This window comes from Aquabacterium sp., assembly GCF_049274795.1.
In the GTDB taxonomy this organism is placed as follows: Bacteria; Pseudomonadota; Gammaproteobacteria; order Burkholderiales; family Burkholderiaceae_C; genus Aquabacterium.
Window position 1 is genome coordinate 26905 of sequence record NZ_JBASTH010000073.1, and the last position, 16297, is coordinate 43201.

The 16297-nt window shown below is 66.5% G+C and carries 14 protein-coding genes; 7 read left to right on the top strand and 7 right to left on the bottom strand.

The features are described from left to right. Window positions 1–63 precede the first annotated feature (63 nt). From urtB to WAQ08_RS11085, 4 genes are all read right to left on the bottom strand, one after another. Window positions 64–1638, bottom strand: a complete 1575-nt coding sequence (gene urtB / locus WAQ08_RS11070; protein ID WP_422191774.1) for an urea ABC transporter permease subunit UrtB — start codon at window positions 1636–1638, stop codon at window positions 64–66. Between the two features lie 294 nt (window positions 1639–1932). Then, a complete protein-coding gene (gene urtA, locus WAQ08_RS11075) occupies window positions 1933–3207 on the bottom strand; it encodes an urea ABC transporter substrate-binding protein (RefSeq protein ID WP_422191634.1) in 1275 nt (424 codons plus the stop codon). Window positions 3208–3385: 178 nt separating this feature from the next. Next, complete coding sequence (locus WAQ08_RS11080; protein WP_422191635.1) at window positions 3386–4084, bottom strand: BMP family ABC transporter substrate-binding protein; 699 nt, start codon at window positions 4082–4084, stop codon at window positions 3386–3388. A 51-nt stretch (window positions 4085–4135) separates the two neighbouring features. Then, a complete protein-coding gene (locus tag WAQ08_RS11085) occupies window positions 4136–4882 on the bottom strand; it encodes a GntR family transcriptional regulator (protein WP_422191636.1) in 747 nt (248 codons plus the stop codon). A 220-nt stretch (window positions 4883–5102) separates the two neighbouring features. Here WAQ08_RS11085 and WAQ08_RS11090 point away from each other — a divergent pair, with 220 nt between their 5' ends. The 3 genes from WAQ08_RS11090 to WAQ08_RS11100 are packed head-to-tail and all read left to right on the top strand — an operon-like array spanning window position 5103 to window position 7530. Then, complete coding sequence (locus tag WAQ08_RS11090) at window positions 5103–6179, top strand: DUF1989 domain-containing protein (protein WP_422191637.1); 1077 nt, start codon at window positions 5103–5105, stop codon at window positions 6177–6179. Between the two features lie 46 nt (window positions 6180–6225). Further along, entirely contained in the window at window positions 6226–6981 is a 756-nt protein-coding gene (locus WAQ08_RS11095; RefSeq protein ID WP_422191638.1) for a fused MFS/spermidine synthase, read from the top strand. Between the two features lie 30 nt (window positions 6982–7011). Beyond that, window positions 7012–7530 carry an NUDIX domain-containing protein gene (locus WAQ08_RS11100; protein WP_422191639.1) on the top strand — a complete coding sequence of 173 codons (519 nt, stop codon included), beginning with the start codon at window positions 7012–7014 and terminating at the stop codon, window positions 7528–7530. Between the two features lie 9 nt (window positions 7531–7539). Here WAQ08_RS11100 and WAQ08_RS11105 read toward each other — a convergent pair whose 3' ends face one another. From WAQ08_RS11105 to WAQ08_RS11115, 3 genes are all read right to left on the bottom strand, one after another. After that, window positions 7540–8262 (bottom strand): glycosyltransferase, encoded by a 723-nt coding sequence (locus tag WAQ08_RS11105; RefSeq protein ID WP_422191640.1) that lies wholly within the window; start codon window positions 8260–8262, stop codon window positions 7540–7542. A 69-nt stretch (window positions 8263–8331) separates the two neighbouring features. Next, window positions 8332–9291 (bottom strand): response regulator, encoded by a 960-nt coding sequence (locus WAQ08_RS11110; protein WP_422191641.1) that lies wholly within the window; start codon window positions 9289–9291, stop codon window positions 8332–8334. Window positions 9292–9346: 55 nt separating this feature from the next. Continuing rightward, entirely contained in the window at window positions 9347–13009 is a 3663-nt protein-coding gene (locus WAQ08_RS11115; RefSeq protein ID WP_422191642.1) for an ATP-binding protein, read from the bottom strand. 72 nt (window positions 13010–13081) lie between these two features. Here WAQ08_RS11115 and ureA point away from each other — a divergent pair, with 72 nt between their 5' ends. The 4 genes from ureA to ureC all read left to right on the top strand — a co-directional run bounded on the left by ureA (window position 13082) and on the right by ureC (window position 16260). Continuing rightward, entirely contained in the window at window positions 13082–13384 is a 303-nt protein-coding gene (ureA, locus tag WAQ08_RS11120; RefSeq protein ID WP_422191643.1) for an urease subunit gamma, read from the top strand. Between the two features lie 104 nt (window positions 13385–13488). Then, window positions 13489–14157 (top strand): HupE/UreJ family protein, encoded by a 669-nt coding sequence (locus WAQ08_RS11125; protein ID WP_422191644.1) that lies wholly within the window; start codon window positions 13489–13491, stop codon window positions 14155–14157. A 21-nt stretch (window positions 14158–14178) separates the two neighbouring features. After that, complete coding sequence (locus WAQ08_RS11130; RefSeq protein ID WP_422191645.1) at window positions 14179–14484, top strand: urease subunit beta; 306 nt, start codon at window positions 14179–14181, stop codon at window positions 14482–14484. A gap of 48 nt (window positions 14485–14532) precedes the next feature. Then, on the top strand, window positions 14533–16260 hold the full coding sequence (ureC, locus tag WAQ08_RS11135) for an urease subunit alpha (RefSeq protein WP_422191646.1): 1728 nt from the start codon (window positions 14533–14535) through the stop codon (window positions 16258–16260). Window positions 16261–16297 lie beyond the last annotated feature (37 nt).

Genomic DNA, 16297 nt, shown 5'->3' on the forward strand with positions numbered 1-16297 from the left:
CGGCTCCGCCGGTCCTTCGGCTGCGCCCCCTTGAGGGGGCACGCGAAGCGTGTAGGGGGTGGGTCATGCTTCCCGGCCCTTCATCGCGAAGAGACCTTGCGGACGCTTCTGGATGAAGACGACGACGATGACCAGCACGAAGATCTTGGCCAGCACGGCGCCGGTCCAGCCTTCCAGGAACTTGTTGACCAGCCCCAAGCCCAGCGCCGCATACACGGTGCCCGCGATCTGGCCCACGCCGCCCAGCACCACCACCATGAACGAGTCCACGATGTAGTTCTGGCCGAGGTCGGGGCCCACGTTGCCGATCTGCGAGAGCGCACAACCGGCCAGGCCGGCGATGCCTGCGCCCAGCGAGAAGGCCATGGTGTCCACGCGGGCCGTGTTCACGCCCATGCACGAGGCCATCGGGCGGTTCTGCGTCACGCTGCGCACGAACAGCCCCATGCGCGTCTTGGCGATCAGCAGCGTCATGCCCAGCAGCACCAGGCCGGCGAACACGATGATGGCCAGGCGGTTGTAGGGCAGCGTGAGGTTGCTGAGGATGTCGTAGCCGCCAGAGAGCCAGCCGGGGTTTTCGACCTGCACGTTCTGCGCGCCAAACAGGCTGCGCACGGCCTGCATCAGCACCAGGCTGATGCCCCACGATGCCAGCAGTGTTTCCAGCGGGCGGCCGTAAAGGAAGCGGAACACGCTGCGCTCCAGCACCGCGCCCACCAGCGCCGAGGCCAGGAAGGCCATCGGAATGGCCATCAGGATGTACCAGTCAAAGGCACCCGGGAAGTACTGGCGGAACACGTTCTGCACCACGTAGGTGGCGTAGGCGCCGATCATCATCAGCTCGCCGTGGGCCATGTTGATCACGCCCATCAGCCCGTAGGTGATGGCCAGGCCCAGCGCGGCCAGCAGCAAGATGCTGCCCAGGCTGATGCCGGTGAAGACCACGCCGGCGCGCTCGCCCCAGGCGAGCTTGGTGTTGACGCTGTCCAATGCCGTACGCAGAGCGCTCTGCACTTTGGGGTCGGTCTCGCCGCCATCGGCCATGCGTTCCATCAGCGTGGCGCGGGCTTCCGGGTTGCCCAGCGAGGCCAGAGCCTCGGCAGCCTCGATCCGGCGGGCCGGATCGTTCGCGGACAGCAAGGCTTTCGCGCGCACGGCGGTCAGGCGCGCCTTGAGCTTGGCATTGGTTTCAGCAGCCAAGGCCTTGTCAATCACCGGCAGCTTGGATTCATCTGCGGCACTGGCCAGCGAATCGATGGCTTCCTCGCGCACCGAGGCATCAGGCGAAGACAGCTTGCCGGCGGCCAGCGCAGCCTCGATCTCACCGCTCATGCGGGTGTTATTGACCACGTCTTCCGCATCGGCGGGCAGTGGCACCACCTGGCCGGTGGCGGCGTCCTTGGCTTCTTCGCCATCGACGATGTAGGCCTTGTTGCCAGCCACCTTCACGCTGTCGGCCATCAGGGCTTCAAGCAGCGCGGCCAGGGCCGGGTCTTCGCCCTGGGCCTGCAGTTTCTGCAGGGCGGCGATGCGGTCGTCGTTCTCGCCAGCGGACACGGCATAGGCTTGTTCAGCCGTGAGCGCGTGCGCGGCACCTTGCCAGAACAGCCCGCCTGCCAGCGCAACAGCGGCCAGCAGCGAGCGTGCGGTGATGCTCAGTACATCTGTTTTCACAGGGTCATTCCTGTCTTGTGATCTGCGGCGGAAAAAAAGACGCCCCCTGGGGAACCCCCAAGGGGCGAACCGCTCTGCTTCAAGGTTCAGCCCGTCTGGGCCTGGGCAGGGCCATTCAAGCCCAGCTCAGTCCCGCACGAGGACGGGCACTCGCTCGCTTTCCGGGGCGAGATCAACGGGGAGAGATCATGAGGAACGCCGGGCCGTCCCAAGTTCCTCATCCCCCTCGGGGGGCGGCGGCATAGCCGCCTGGGGGCCTCAGTTTTCCGGCTGGTCCTTCTTCTTGTCGTTGCCGGCAATGAAGGGGCTCCAGGGTTGGGCCTTGACCGGGCCCGGAGTCTTCCAGACCACCTTGAACTGGCCGTCGGCCTTGACTTCACCGATGAACACGGGCTTGTGCAGGTGGTGGTTCTTCTCGTCCATCTTGGACATGAAGCCGCCCGGGGCCGGGAAGGTCTGGCCGGCCATGGCCGCGATCACCTTGTCGGTGTCGGTGGTGCCGGCCTTCTTGACGGCCTGCGCCCACATGTTGATGCCGATGTAGGTGGCCTCCATCGGGTCGTTGGTCAGGGGCTTGTCCTTGTGGCCAGCGATGTTCTTGGCCTTGGCGTAAGCCGTCCACTTCTTGATGAACTCGGCGTTGGTCGGGTTCTTGATGCTCATGAAGTAGTTCCAGGCGGCCAGGTGGCCGACCAGGGGCTTGGTGTCCACGCCACGCAGTTCTTCTTCACCCACGGAGAAGGCGACCACGGGCACGTCCTTGGCCTTCAAGCCCTGGTTGCCCAGTTCCTTGTAGAAGGGCACGTTGGAGTCACCGTTGATGGTGGAGACCACGGCCGTCTTCTTGCCTTCGGACGAGAACTTCTTGATCTTGGCGATGATGGTCTGGTAATCCGAGTGACCGAAGGGGGTGTACTCCTCCATGATGTCGGCATCGGCCACGCCCTTGGACTTCAGGAAGGCGCGCAGGATCTTGTTGGTGGTGCGGGGGTACACGTAGTCGGTGCCCAGCAGCACGAAGCGCTTGGCCGAACCGCCGTCCTTGCTCATCAGGTACTCAACCGCGGGGATGGCTTGCTGGTTGGGCGCGGCGCCCGTGTAGAACACGTTCTTTTCGAGCTCTTCACCCTCGTACTGCACGGGGTAGAACAGCAGCCCGTTGTTTTCCTTGTAGACCGGCAGCACCGACTTGCGCGACACCGAGGTCCAGCAGCCGAAGGTCACAGCGACCTTGTCCTGCGTCAGCAGTTGCTTGGCCTTTTCAGCGAACAGGGGCCAGTTGGAGGCCGGGTCCACCACCACGGGCTCGAGCTTCTTGCCCAGCAGGCCGCCCTTGGCGTTGATCTCGTCGATGGCCATCAGCACGGTGTCCTTCAGGACCGTTTCGGAGATGGCCATGGTGCCCGACAGCGAGTGCAGCACGCCGACCTTGATGGTGTCGGCGGCTTGCGCCATGGTGCTGAATGCGAGGCCAGCCACGCCCAGGGCGACGGCGGACAGCGATTGGACGGCGCTGCGACGGGAAATGGTCATGAGAGGACGCTCCTTTGAAGCGGTGATGGATAGCAGTGGGATGTGTGCTTGTCACCCGATCTGACCGGCTTGCCCTGCAGGCCTTGTCGATCGGATGCGTTCAGTGTGCCCACCGCCCCGCAGGAGCGGAATACGCCACATGGCGTATCGGTGTCCTCCCAGCGCCCGTCCAGGGGCGTCAGACCGAGCCGATCACGCCTTCGACCAGGAAGTTCATGCGGTCCAGGACCGGGTCGTAGTTGCCCAGCGCCTTGTCGATGACGACCTTGCCCGTGTTGCCCGAGACCGGCCCGGCGTAGATGGGCTTGCCTGCCTTGAGATCGGCGATGGCCGCCAGCGCGGCGTTGCGCGCCTTGTCCGTGGCCCCCGCCCCGAACGGCGTGCTGGTGACCATGTCCTTGTCGTAGCCGCCGAAGAACTGGTTGGGCAGCTTCTTGCCCTGGCCGATGTCGGCGGCGAAGGTCTTGTAGACCGTCTCCCACTTGTTCTCGGCACCCGTGATGAAGCCCTTGGGCGCCAAAGAGGCCTGCGAGGCGTTGTGGCCGAGCGTCTTGACGCCCTGCTTCTCGGCCGCCTCGATCACCACCTTGGGCGAATCGACGTGGCAGGCAATCACGTCGCAGCGGCTGGCGATCAGCGAGTTCGTGGCCTCGGCCTCGCGCACGGGCATGGACCAGTCGCCCGTGAAGATCAACTGCACCGTGGCCTGCGGGTTGACCTTGCGCACGCCCATGGTGAAGGCGTTGATGTTGCGCAGCACGATGGAGATGGGCTTGGCCCATGCAGCCTGGGGCAACAAGCCACTGCCCAGGCTGGCGCCTGCCGCAGCGGCGGACACGGTGAGAAATCGGCGACGGTTCATGCTTTCGAAACCCATGGTGCAACTCCGGTGGGGCGGTGGGTGGTTCGGGAACAAGGGGGAAAGAATTCAGCCGCGCCGAGCCTTGCGCGGGGCAGGCTTGAGAGCACGGGCCGCCTGCGGCGCCGTCACGGCTTCGGCGTAACGGGCCAGGATGGAGGCCAGATCCTGCTCGCTGCGGATCACATCCGGCAGCAGCGCGCGGGTCTCGATGGCTTCGAGGTGGCGCCCCATCAGGTGCTGCGCCTGGGTCGCATCGCCACGGCGCAGGGCCTCGATCAGGTCACGGTGCTCGCCGATGGAACAGTCCGACGAGTGCGGGCGGCCGTACACGGCCAGGATCAGCGAGCAGCGCGTGACCAGTTCGGACAGGTAGCGCTCCAGCACGGGGTTGCCCGTCATGCCGGCCAGCAGGTTATGGAACTCGCCGGCCAGGCGGCTGGAGGCCATCACCTGCCCGGCCTTGGCAGCCTGCTCTTCCTGGCGCACATGGCCTTCGAGCTGCGCGCCCATTTCGGGGCGCCAGCGCGCGATCACCAGGCGCACCACTTCGTTCTCCAGGCATCGGCGCACCTCGAAGATGGCGCGCGCCTCCTCCAGGCTGGGGTGGGCCACGGCGGCCGAGCGCTTCTGCCCGACATCCACCAGCCCTTCGGAAGCCAGGCGCGCCAGCGCGGCGCGCACCAGCGTGCGGCTGACCTGGAACTGCTGACCCAAAGGATCCTCGGGCAGCTTGGTGCCGGGGACGAGCGCCTGCTCGATGATCGCGCGGCGGATGGCCTGGTAGACCACTTCGGACTTGTTGAACGTCGGCATCTGTCTTCACCTTGGTGCACGTGAATCACGCATACGTGCGATTGCAATCATGTATACACATTGACGCAAGACGGATGCCAGGTTTTTTTGCCTCTTCATGGGGCTTTTCAGGGTGAAATACCCTTTAAGCGCACCATTAACGCGCGGCACATGGCTTGCTTTTGTTGATTGCGTATACAAGAAATATTGATCTTGTATCCAATCAACCAAGCACTCCGCCATGGCTACCACCGACATCACCCTCCACCTCAACCAGCAGCAACTGGCCTTGCTGGACCGCGCCGTCGCGCAGGAGCAGGCCCAGAGCCGGGCCGCGCTGGTCCTCAAGGCCCTGGCCGAGCAGCACCTGCCTGCGCCCCAGCGCCCTGCCCCGCCCGCGCCGGACCTGAGCGACCTGAGCGACGAGCGAACCCTGGTGCTGGAACACGTGATGCAGCCCGGCACCGGCAAGGCGCTGGAGGTGCCCGCCGGCCACGTGCTGCGCATCGAGCAGGTTGAAGGCGGCCAGTGCGTGGACTTCAACTGCTTCAACCTGCACGACTACAAGGAGTTCATGCACACCGGCCGCACGCGCACCGTGCATGGGCTGCTGCCCACCACCGGGCACTTCCTGTGGTCCGCGCCGCCGCGCGAGCGCGCGATGATGTACCTGCTGGCCGACACGGTGCGCTGCAACGACGTGATGTTCCCGCGCTGCAGCGCCAACCTGTACGAATCGGCGTATGGCTTCGATGCGCACACCAACTGTCACGACATCCAGGCCGAGGCCCAGCGCGAGTACGGCCTGACGCCGGACGACGTGCACGACTCGTTCAACCTGTTCATGTGCACCGAAGTGCACGGCGGGCGCGGGCACATCAAGCGTCAGCACTCCCGCGCAGGAGACTACGTGGATCTGCTGGCCCTGATGGACGTGCTGACCGTGCCCAACGTGTGCGGCGCAGACATCATGCGCACCAGCAACTTCTCGCTCAAGCCGGTCAAGCTCACCGTGTGGCGTGCCAGCGAGGTGGACATGGCCCTGGTGCCGCCGCTGCGCAGCTACGCCACGCAGCGCACGCCGGCCGATTTCAAGCTCAAGGACATCAAGGCCGATCGAGCCCTGGCGCGTGACACGGCCTACGTGCCCAGCTTCACCAACGTGCCGCTGGTGGACACCGCCGTGCCCGTGCCGCTGGACGCGCAGGCGCTCGGCACACTGAAAGGCCTGGGCCTGGACAGCTACTACGGCGACGACCTGGGCGCAGCCCTGCGCGATGTGCTGTTCAACTGGTGGGAGAAGAAGCACCTCGGTTAAGGCGCTTAAGGCGCGGATGCCACGACGCCGTTAGACTGACGGCGCCGTGAACGACACCACCCGAGAAACACCCCGCCTGCACGCCAACCGGCAGACCGTCTCGCTGAGTTTCGAGACCTCGCTGATCCAGAGCTGCATGCGGCTGGAGGCGCCCGACGAGTTGGTGCTGGACTACACCCGCTCGATGATGGGCTTCCTGCTGCTAGGCCCAGCGCCGCGCAGCGTGCTGATGATCGGCCTGGGCGGCGGCTCCATGCTCAAGTACCTGCACCGGCATGTGCCCGAGGCCGACCTGACCGCCGTGGAGATCAACCCGGGTGTGATCGAACTGCGCGACGAGTTCCACATCCCGCACGACGGCGAGCGTCTGCGCATCGTGTGTGACGATGGCGCCCAGTTCGTGGCCCAGCCGCCGCAGGCCTACGACCTGATCCTGGTGGACGGCTTCACGGGCGAAGGCCTGCCCGAAGCACTGTGCTCAAAGCGCTTTTACGCGCATTGCCGCAAGGCCTTGACACCACAGGGCCTGCTGGTCGCCAACGTGCAGGCCGACACCGATGCGACGCGCCAGATCCTCAAGCGCCTGGACCAGGCCTTCGACGGCGGCCTCATCACCATCGAATCGACCGAAGGCGGCAACGAGATCGCCTTCGCGGGCGCTCACACCACGCTCAGCCAGGCTCTGGCAGGATTCGAGGCATGCTGGTCGGGCCTGCCCACCGTGCACCAGGACACCCTGGCCGCCTGCTCCACCCGGGTGCAAGGCGCGCTGATCAAGATGAGGCGGCCACCCCCACGCTGAGCCGCACACGAGTCACGCCGAGGAAACACGATGGCCTTCACCTACTGCCCCCAATGCGCCAAACCGCTGCAGCCCAAGCTGGACCTGGGCGTGACACGGCACGCCTGCCCGGATGATGTCTGCGGCTACACCCACTGGGACAACCCGACGCCGGTGGTGGCTGCCGTGGTCGAGCACGAAGGCCACATCATCCTGGCGCGCAACAAGGCCTGGGCAGCCCCGTTCTACGCGCTGATCACCGGCTTCCTGGAGAAGACCGACCTCAGCCCCGAAGAAGCCGTGGCCCGCGAGGTGGAGGAAGAGCTGAACCTGCAGGCCACGGGCGTGAACTTCATCGGCCACTACCGCTTCGAGCGCATGAACCAGATCATCATCGCCTACCACGTGCCGGCTGACGGCACCATCGTGCTGGGCGACGAACTGGCCGACTACAAGCGCATCGAGCCAGCCCGGGCGCGCTACTGGCCGGTCGCCACCGGCCTGGCTTTGCGTGACTGGCTGCTGAGTCAGGGGCACGATCCCCAACCCCTGGATGCACCCAGGGCCTGAGGGACGGGCTCAACGCTCCACGTCGTAGTAGTAAAGATCGGCAGCCTTTCGATCGTGCCCGGTGAAGATCCGCCGGATCAGGCCCGGGTTGCGCACCAGGTACCAATCACCGAAGTGGTCGAACTTGCGGCACGAGGTGATGATGCCGCCGCGCCAGAGCGTGCCGAAGCGCTGGCCTCGCGCCTTGCCGAGGACCCTCAGGCGCACCGCAAAATCCACGTCCTCTACGCTGATCAGCCGCTCATCGAAGCCACCGATCGCCTCGAATGCATCGCGCTGGCACCAGAACATGCCCGCCGAGATGCCCTTGCCGATCACGTAGGGCAGCACCATGAAACCCGTGGTCACGATGCCGGCGGACCAGCGCTCCGGCCAGATGGTGGCGCCACCACCGACGTAGCGGTCGTCGTGCACATGGCGGATCAGCGCGGCCATGGTGTGGGGCTGCATCCAGCTGTCGGCATCCAGGGTGGCCAAGGCCTTGGCTGTTCCGCCGCGAACCGCAGCGTTGCGCACGGCGGCGATGCACTTGCGCTCCTCGTCCACGCAGCGGGCGCCCAGCGATTCGGCGATGGCCTGCGTGCTGTCGGTGCAGCGGTTCAAGGCCACGACGACCTCGGCGTTCACCTGCGCGCGCTGCGCGGACAGGAACACACTCTCGATGCAGCGGCCGATGTAGCGTTCTTCGTTGTGGGCCGGTATGGCAATGGAGATGTCAGGCGTGGTCGGCATGCGCAGTGCGGTCAGCGTGGCGATGCTGCACTGTAGTGCCTGATGACGCGGCGCCAACGCACCAGGGTGTCAGCGCATCTTGAGCTGCGCCACCCGGCTCATGGCCAGGCCAGCAGCGGCGGTGCGCGTCTCCACACCCAGCTTGGCGAACACGTGCTCCAACTGCTTCTTGACCGTGGCCGGGCTGCTGCCCAGGATGTCGCCGATGTCGCGGTTGGTCTTGCCGCGCACCACCCAGTACAGCACCTCGCCTTCGCGGGCGGTGAGCTTGAACTCCTGCGTGAGTGCGTCGATGGCAGCCTGGTCCGAGCTTTCCTGCATCACCAGCAGCCACTCGTCGTCGCCGGTGGGCTCGTGAAGCGCGAAGCTCAGGCGGCGGCCGGCCTGGTTCACGGCCCAGGTGGGCGCGGGCGTGATCGGGGGCGGCAGCGAGCCGTCAGGGCCGGGCTTGGGCGCCACCTGCTGCAGCCAGTCGGCCAGCTCGGCCGGCGCCACGGATTCGGGCGTGTCGAAATAACTTTGCAACAGCTTGCGCGCCAGCGGCGTCTGCCACAGCACGCGGCCATCGCTCACGCGCACCGTGAGCGAAGCGTGGCCGAAGGCATCAAGCGCATTGCGGGCCTGCCGCGCCTGGCGGGCGCTCTGCATGTGCGCCTCGATGCGCGCCAGCACCTCGCGCGGGCGGATGGGCTTGACCACGTAGTCCACACCGCCGGCCTGGAAGGCGGCCACCACGTGCTCCGTCTCGCTCAGGCCCGTCATGAAAACGATGGGGATGTGGCTGGTCTCGGGCGTGGCCTTCAGGCGGCGCGCCACCTCGAAGCCGTCCATGCCCGGCATCAGCGCGTCGAGCAGGATGATGTCGGGCACAGCCTGCGTGGCACGCTGCAGGGCGGCCTCGCCATGGGTGGCAACCAGCACGGTGTAGCCTTCTTCGTCCAGCGCATCGTGCAGCAGCGACAGGTTGTCCGGCACATCGTCGACGATGAGCACCACATCGGTGCGGCTGCGGTCGAGGCGGTCGAACATGGTGGAGGGTGGCGGCGGTGTGGCGGAACGTGTCACGAACCCGGCAACGAGCTCGTCAGAACCCGGATTGTGCCTGCACAGGCGGCACGCCGGCTGCGGGTTCGCCCTCTCGCCTGGCCAGCGCCTCGTGCAACACCTCGGCCATGGCGTCGAGCTGGAACTGCTTGGCCATGGCGCGCAGGCGCTGCACGAAGGGCTCGCATTGCGGTTCGGCCGCCGCGATCTGGTCCAGCACCTTGTGCACGCCACGGATGTAGCCGGCGTGGACCTGGTCCTCCAGCGTGCGCAGCACATCGGCCGATGGCTGGGCTTGCGGTGCGTCGTCACCCGCCTGGCCGGCTGATACCGATGGCAACGCCGCATCGACACTGGACGCGCGCTCCGTCTCGATCCACTGCAGCGACAGCCTGCGCCCCAGCCAGTCCAGCAACTCCGCCACCCGCACCGGCTTGACGATGAAATCCTCCGGCGCAATGCCTACGTCGTTCTCCAGCGCCTTGTCGAAGGCGTTGGCCGACACGATGGCGGCCGGGGCCTCGCTCAGGCCCTCGGCGCGGATGGCCCGCAAGGTGGCCCAACCATCCAGCCCCGGCATGGCCAGGTCCATGAACACCGCGTGCGGCTGCTGCGCCGGGGGACACACGCGCAGGTCGGCCAGGCAATCCACGCCCGATGCAAACGGCGTCACCTCGAAGCCCAGCGGCTCCAGGATGCGCACCAACAGGCCGCGGTCGGCCTCTTCGTTGTCCACCACCCAGATGTGGCGGCGCTCGCCCACATAGCCCGTGCGCTGGCCACGTGGCGCCACCGCCAGGCGCTCGCCCGCCATGCGTATCTGCGGCAGGAACAGGCGGATGCGAAAGGTCGTGCCCTGCCCCGGCGTACTGCTCACGCTCATCTCGCCGCCCATCAGGTCGGTCAGCATCTTGCTGATCGTCAGGCCCAGGCCCGTGCCGCTGGCCGCGTTGCCCGCTGCGGATGAACCACGCGCGAAGGGCTCGAATATCTTGTCCAGCTCCACCTGCGCAATGCCCGGGCCGGTGTCGGTGATGTCTACCTGCGCGATCTCGCGGGCATAGCGCACCTTGAAAGTCACCTGACCCGTGGTCGTGAACTTCACGGCATTGCCCAGCACATTGATCAGGATCTGGCGCACGCGGCGCTCGTCGGCGCGCACGGCCTCGGGCAAGGCTGGATCGATGTCGGCCACGAAGCGCAGGTGCTTGGCACGGGCCTCGTGCTCGATCAGGCCGGTGATTTGCCGCAGCAATTCGTCAAGGCGCACAGGCTTGAGGTCCAGCGTGAGCTTGCCACTTTCGATGCGGGCAATGTCCAGCGTGCCTTCCACCAGCGAGAGCAAATGATCGCCCCCGCGCTTGATCACACCCACCGCGTGCTTCACGTGCTCGGGCAGACGCTGATCCTCGTCCAGCAGTTGGGCATAGCCCAGGATGCCGTTGAGCGGCGTGCGCAGTTCGTGGCTGATGGTGGAGATGTAGCGGCTCTTGGCCTGGTTGGCCTGTTCGGCGCTCTGCTTGGCCTGCTGCAGCTTTTCGTCGGTCTGGCGGTGCAGTTCGATCTCGCGCACCAGCAGGTGGGTCTGACGGTTGGATTCCTCCTGCGCCACCTTGCGGCTCTTGTGCGCCAGCACCAACCACCAACCCACCACGCCGGAAACCAGCAGCAAGGCCGCAAAGGCCTTGACGAAGCCACTGCGCAAAGTGTCGGCCAGTGTGCTGCCCAGCAAGGGGTTGTCGCCCGCCAGGGCCCGCAGCTCATGCTGGAAGATCAGCCCGAACAGCAGCGCCAGCATGGGCGTGATCACGGCCATCAGCAACAGGAAGTGGCCAAGTTCCGTGTCCAGCCGGCGCCACACGGCCGCCGGCAGCAGCTTCTCGCCCACGGCGCGCCATTGCACCGACCAGCGCGCCTGGGGTTTGCACAGATCCTGGCAGCGCGCATCCAGCGAGCAGCACAGCGAGCAGATGAAGCCCTGGTAGGCCGGGCAGGTGGCCATGTCGTCCGATTCGTACTCGCGCTCGCACACGGTGCAGCGGTACAGCGCCCGCAGGCGGATGACCTTGCTGAGCGGGCGCCCCTGCGCCTCGGCAGCCACGGGCGGCGGCTCGGACGGCGCCCACCCCGTCAGCGGCCCCATGGCCTGGTCATGCGGTGCGCGCGCCAGGTAGTAGCGGCCCTTGGTGGCCCAGGCAATCAGCGGTGACACGACCAGCGCCGTCACCAGAGCGATCAGCGCGGAAAACGCCTGCGCCGTGTCGCCCAGCCAGCCCAGGTGCGCCAGCACCGACAGGAAGGACGCCGCGCCCATCGCGCCCACCCCCACCGGGTTGATGTCGTACAGGTAGGCGCGCTTGAACTCGATGCCCGGCGGCGACCAGCCCATGGGCTTGTTGATGACCAGGTCGGCCACCACGGCCATCATCCAGGCGATGGCGATGTTGGAGTACAGCCCCAGCACCTTGCCCATGGCCTGGAACACGTTGAGCTCCATCAGCAGCAAGGCGATCAGGGTGTTGAACACCATCCACACCACGCGCCCCGGGTGGCTATGCGTGACCCGTGCAAAGAAGTTGGACCACGCCAGCGACCCTGCATAGGCATTGGTCACGTTGATCTTGAGCTGGGACACCACCACGAACAGCGCCGTGGCCGCCACCGCCCAGCCCAGGTTGGGGAACACCTTCTCGTAGGCGATCAGGTACATCTGGTTCGGATCGAGCGCCCGCTCCACCGGTACCGAAAAGCTGATGGCCAAGTAGGCCAGCAAGGCGCCGCCCAGCATCTTGAGCACGCCTGGAATCACCCAGCCCGGCCCACCGATGAACACCCCGGCCAGCCAGGTCCACCGTCCGCGACGACCCTTGGCGGGCTCGGGCATGAAGCGCAGGTAATCGGCCTGCTCGCCCATCTGCGTGATCAGGGCGATGCCCACCGTCATGGCCGAGCCGAAGGCCAGCAGGTTGAAGGTGGCGGGCTGACCACTGGTGCCGCCGTACGCGGCCAGGTCCTGCAGGATGCCCGGGTGCTCATGGAACACATAGATGTAGGGCAGGATCAGCATGGCCAGCCACAGCGGCTGCGTGAGCACCTGCAGGCGGCTGATCATCGTCACGCCGTAGGTGACCAGCGGTATCACCACCACCGCACAGATCAGGTAGCCCCAGGCTGGCGGGATGTCGAAGGCCAGTTCCAGCGCATAGGCCATCACCGCCGCCTCCAGGGCGAAGAAGATGAAGGTGAAGGATGCGTAGATCAGCGAGGTGATCGTGGAGCCGATGTAGCCAAAACCGGCACCACGGGTCAGCAGGTCCATGTCCACCCCATGGCGGGCCGCATAGACACTGATGGGCCAGCCTGCCAGCAGGATGATCAGGCCCGTGGCCAGGATGGCCCAGAAGGCGTTGATGAAGCCATGCTCCACCAGCAGGGCCGCCCCCACCGCCTCCAGCACCAGGAAGGAGGCCGCACCGAAGGCCGTGTTGGCCACCCGCATGCTGCTCCAGCGACGGGCCGAACGCGGGGTGAAACGCAGGGCGTAATCCTCCAGCGTCTCGCTGGCCACCCAGCTGTTGTAGTCCCGGCGTACCTTGACCACGCGCTGCAGGGCTTGTCCGCCAAGCTGGTCGTCAACGGGGCCGGTGGCGCCTGATCGCAAAGGGTGAGCCGCCTCTGGACGGTTTTGGTCTGGGTCTTGCATGATGGGGATTCGAGCCGCGCCATCAACGCAAATTCGATGCCGCCGCGCCCATGGCCGCACAGAGAACATCCAATGGATCTGACCCCACGCGAAAAAGACAAGCTGCTGATCTTCACAGCCGCGCTGCTGGCCGAGCGCCGCAAGGCCCGCGGCCTGAAGCTCAACTACCCGGAGGCCGTGGCGCTGATCAGCGCCGCCATCATGGAAGGCGCCCGCGACGGCAAGAGCGTGGCCGCCCTGATGAGCGATGGCAAGACCGTGCTCACCCGCGACGAGGTGATGGACGGCGTGGCCGAAATGATCCCCGACATCCAGATCGAGGCCACCTTCCCGGATGGCACCAAATTGGTGACCGTGCACCAACCAATTGCATGACCGAGATTGCGCGGACAAATTGCACCAATCAAGTGCATTCAATTCCAATGCTGGCGCAGCCTCCCGCCTTGTTGAATTCAGACACCCCTTTCGGAACCCCAACCATGCGCAAGACATCGATCCGACGCACCATCATGGCCACTTCGGCCACCGCCCTCGGCCTGGCCTCCACCGCCGTGCTGGCCCACACGGGCGATCTCGGCCACGCCCATGGGGCCGATGCCGCCACCAGCTTCTTGCAGGGCGCCCTGCATCCGCTGACGGGCCTGGACCATCTGGCCGCCATGGTCAGCGTGGGCCTGTGGAGCGCATTGACTACCGACAAGCGCAACAGCAACAGCAACGCCCGCTCGGTATGGACTGCGCCCGCCGCCTTCGCCGTCACTTTGCTGATCGGCGCCTTGCTGGGATTGGGCGGCCTGAGCCTGCCCGGCATCGAGCCCATGATCGCCGCCTCGCTGCTGGTGATGGGCCTGCTGGTCTGCACCCGCACCGCCCTGCCCCCGCTGGCTGGCGGCGCGCTGGTGGCGGTGTTCGCCCTGTTCCATGGCCTGGCGCACGGCGCCGAACTGGCTGGCGGCCATGCGGCGGCAGCGCTGGCGGGCATGGTGCTGTCCACAGCCGCCCTGCACGCTGCCGGCATCGCCCTGGGCCTGCTGCTGCGAGACCAGGGGCCGGCTGCCACCGGCCGCTGGGCCCCGCGCGCTGCCGGTCTGGTCGTGGCCGTCTTCGGCACCACCTTGCTGACACCCGCCATCGCCTCCGTGTTCTGACCCCACCGCAGGAGCCACCCCATGATCCCCGGCGAACTGCTCACCGACGGCCCGGACCACGACCTCAACCCCGGCCGCCGCACCATCACCCTGGTGGTGGACAACACCGGCGACCGCCCCATCCAGGTCGGCTCGCACTACCACTTCTTCGAAACCAATGCCGCCCTGGGCTTCGACCGCGAGGCCTCGCGCGGCATGCGCCTGAACATCGCCTCGGGCACGGCCGTGCGCTTCGAGCCCGGCCAGCAGCGCACCGTCGAGCTGGCCGACTACGCCGGCGAGCGCGTCGTCCACGGCTTCCGTGGCCTGGTCCAGGGCAAGCTCTGACCCAACTCGCCTGACGCCTGACAAGACACAAGAAGGACACCCCACAAGATGGCAACGATCCAGCGACGGGCCTACGCCGAGATGTTCGGCCCCACCGTGGGCGACCGCCTGCGCCTGGCCGACACCAACCTCATCATCGAGGTCGAGAAGGACTTCACCCTGCAGGCCGGAGGCTATGGCGAAGAAGTGAAGTTCGGCGGCGGCAAAACCATCCGCGACGGCATGGGCCAGAGCCAGGTGCCCAACGGCCCCGGCGCCATGGACGCCGTCGACTGCGTGCTGACCAACGCCCTCATCATCGACCACTGGGGCATCGTCAAGGCTGACATCGGCCTCAAGGGCAGCCGCATCTTCAAGATCGGCAAGGCCGGCAACCCTGACGTACAGCCCGGCGTGGACATCGTCATCGGCCCGGGTACCGAGATCATCGCGGCCGAAGGCATGATCGTCACGGCCGGCGGCATCGATTCGCACATCCACTTCATCTGCCCGCAGCAGATCGACGAGGCCCTCAACAGCGGCGTGACCACGATGATCGGCGGCGGCACGGGCCCCGCCACGGGCACCTTCGCCACCACCTGCACCTCGGGCCCCGAGAACATCGCCCGCATGCTGATGGCCGCAGAGGCCTTCCCGATGAACCTGGGCTTTTTGGGCAAGGGCAACGCCAGCCAGCCCGAAGCCCTGCGCCAGCAGATCGACGCCGGCGTGATCGGCCTGAAGCTGCACGAAGACTGGGGCACCACGCCCTCGGCCATCGACTGCTGCCTGAGCGTGGCCGAAGAGACCGACACCCAGGTGGCCATCCACTCCGACACGCTCAATGAATCGGGCTTCGTCGAAGACACCATGGGCGCCACCAAGGGCCGCACCCTGTGCGCCTTCCACACCGAAGGCGCCGGTGGCGGCCACGCGCCGGACATCATGCGTGTGGTCGGCGAGGCCAACTTCCTGCCCTCGTCCACCAACCCGACGATGCCCTACACGGTCAACACGGCCGACGAGCACCTCGACATGCTGATGGTGTGCCACCACCTGGACGCGTCCATCGCCGAGGACCTGGCCTTCGCCGAAAGCCGCATCCGCCGCGAGACCATCGCCGCCGAGGACGTGCTGCACGACCTGGGCGCCATCAGCATGTTCAGCTCCGACTCACAGGCCATGGGCCGCGTGGGCGAGGTCATCCTGCGCACCTGGCAGACCGCCCACAAGATGAAGGCCCAGCGCGGCAAGCTGGCCGGTGACCCTGATCGCCACGACAACGGCCGCGTCAAGCGCTACGTGGCCAAGTACACGATCAACCCCGCGCTGGCGCACGGCGTGGCGCACGAAGTGGGCAGCGTCGAAGAGGGCAAGTGGGCCGACCTGGTGATCTGGCGCCCGGCCTTCTTCGGCATCAAGCCCAGCATCGTGATCAAGGGCGGCTTCATCGCCTCGGCCGCCATGGGCGATCCGAACGCGTCGATCCCCACACCGCAACCGGTGCACTACCGCCCGATGTTTGGCGCTTTCGGTGGCGCCACGGCCAAGGGCTCGCTCACCTTCCTGAGCCAGGCGGGCATCCAGGCCGGCGTGCCGCAGATGCATGGCCTGAAGAAGCAGGTGTCGGCCGTGCGTGGCTGCCGCAGCGTCACCAAGCGGGACATGATCCACAACAACTACCTGCCCAAAATGGAAATCGACGCGCAGACCTACCACGTGCGCGCCGACGGCCAGTTGCTCACCTGCGAGCCGGCCACCGAACTGCCCATGGCGCAACGCTACTTCCTGTTTTGACCGACACTGGCGGCTGATTCCCGACTATCACGGGGCA

What these genes read in the sequence shown, in the direction of transcription:
- urtA (WP_422191634.1), bottom strand. Translation starts at nt 3,207, where the DNA reads ATGACCATTTCCCGTCGCAGCGCCGTCCAATCGCTGTCCGCCGTCGCC.
- WAQ08_RS11080 (WP_422191635.1), bottom strand. Translation starts at nt 4,084, where the DNA reads ATGGGTTTCGAAAGCATGAACCGTCGCCGATTTCTCACCGTGTCCGCC.
- WAQ08_RS11085 (WP_422191636.1), bottom strand. Translation starts at nt 4,882, where the DNA reads ATGCCGACGTTCAACAAGTCCGAAGTGGTCTACCAGGCCATCCGCCGC.
- WAQ08_RS11090 (WP_422191637.1), top strand. Translation starts at nt 5,103, where the DNA reads ATGGCTACCACCGACATCACCCTCCACCTCAACCAGCAGCAACTGGCC.
- WAQ08_RS11100 (WP_422191639.1), top strand. Translation starts at nt 7,012, where the DNA reads ATGGCCTTCACCTACTGCCCCCAATGCGCCAAACCGCTGCAGCCCAAG.
- WAQ08_RS11105 (WP_422191640.1), bottom strand. Translation starts at nt 8,262, where the DNA reads ATGCCGACCACGCCTGACATCTCCATTGCCATACCGGCCCACAACGAA.
- WAQ08_RS11110 (WP_422191641.1), bottom strand. Translation starts at nt 9,291, where the DNA reads ATGTTCGACCGCCTCGACCGCAGCCGCACCGATGTGGTGCTCATCGTC.
- WAQ08_RS11115 (WP_422191642.1), bottom strand. Translation starts at nt 13,009, where the DNA reads ATGCAAGACCCAGACCAAAACCGTCCAGAGGCGGCTCACCCTTTGCGA.
- ureA (WP_422191643.1), top strand. Translation starts at nt 13,082, where the DNA reads ATGGATCTGACCCCACGCGAAAAAGACAAGCTGCTGATCTTCACAGCC.
- WAQ08_RS11125 (WP_422191644.1), top strand. Translation starts at nt 13,489, where the DNA reads ATGCGCAAGACATCGATCCGACGCACCATCATGGCCACTTCGGCCACC.
- WAQ08_RS11130 (WP_422191645.1), top strand. Translation starts at nt 14,179, where the DNA reads ATGATCCCCGGCGAACTGCTCACCGACGGCCCGGACCACGACCTCAAC.
- ureC (WP_422191646.1), top strand. Translation starts at nt 14,533, where the DNA reads ATGGCAACGATCCAGCGACGGGCCTACGCCGAGATGTTCGGCCCCACC.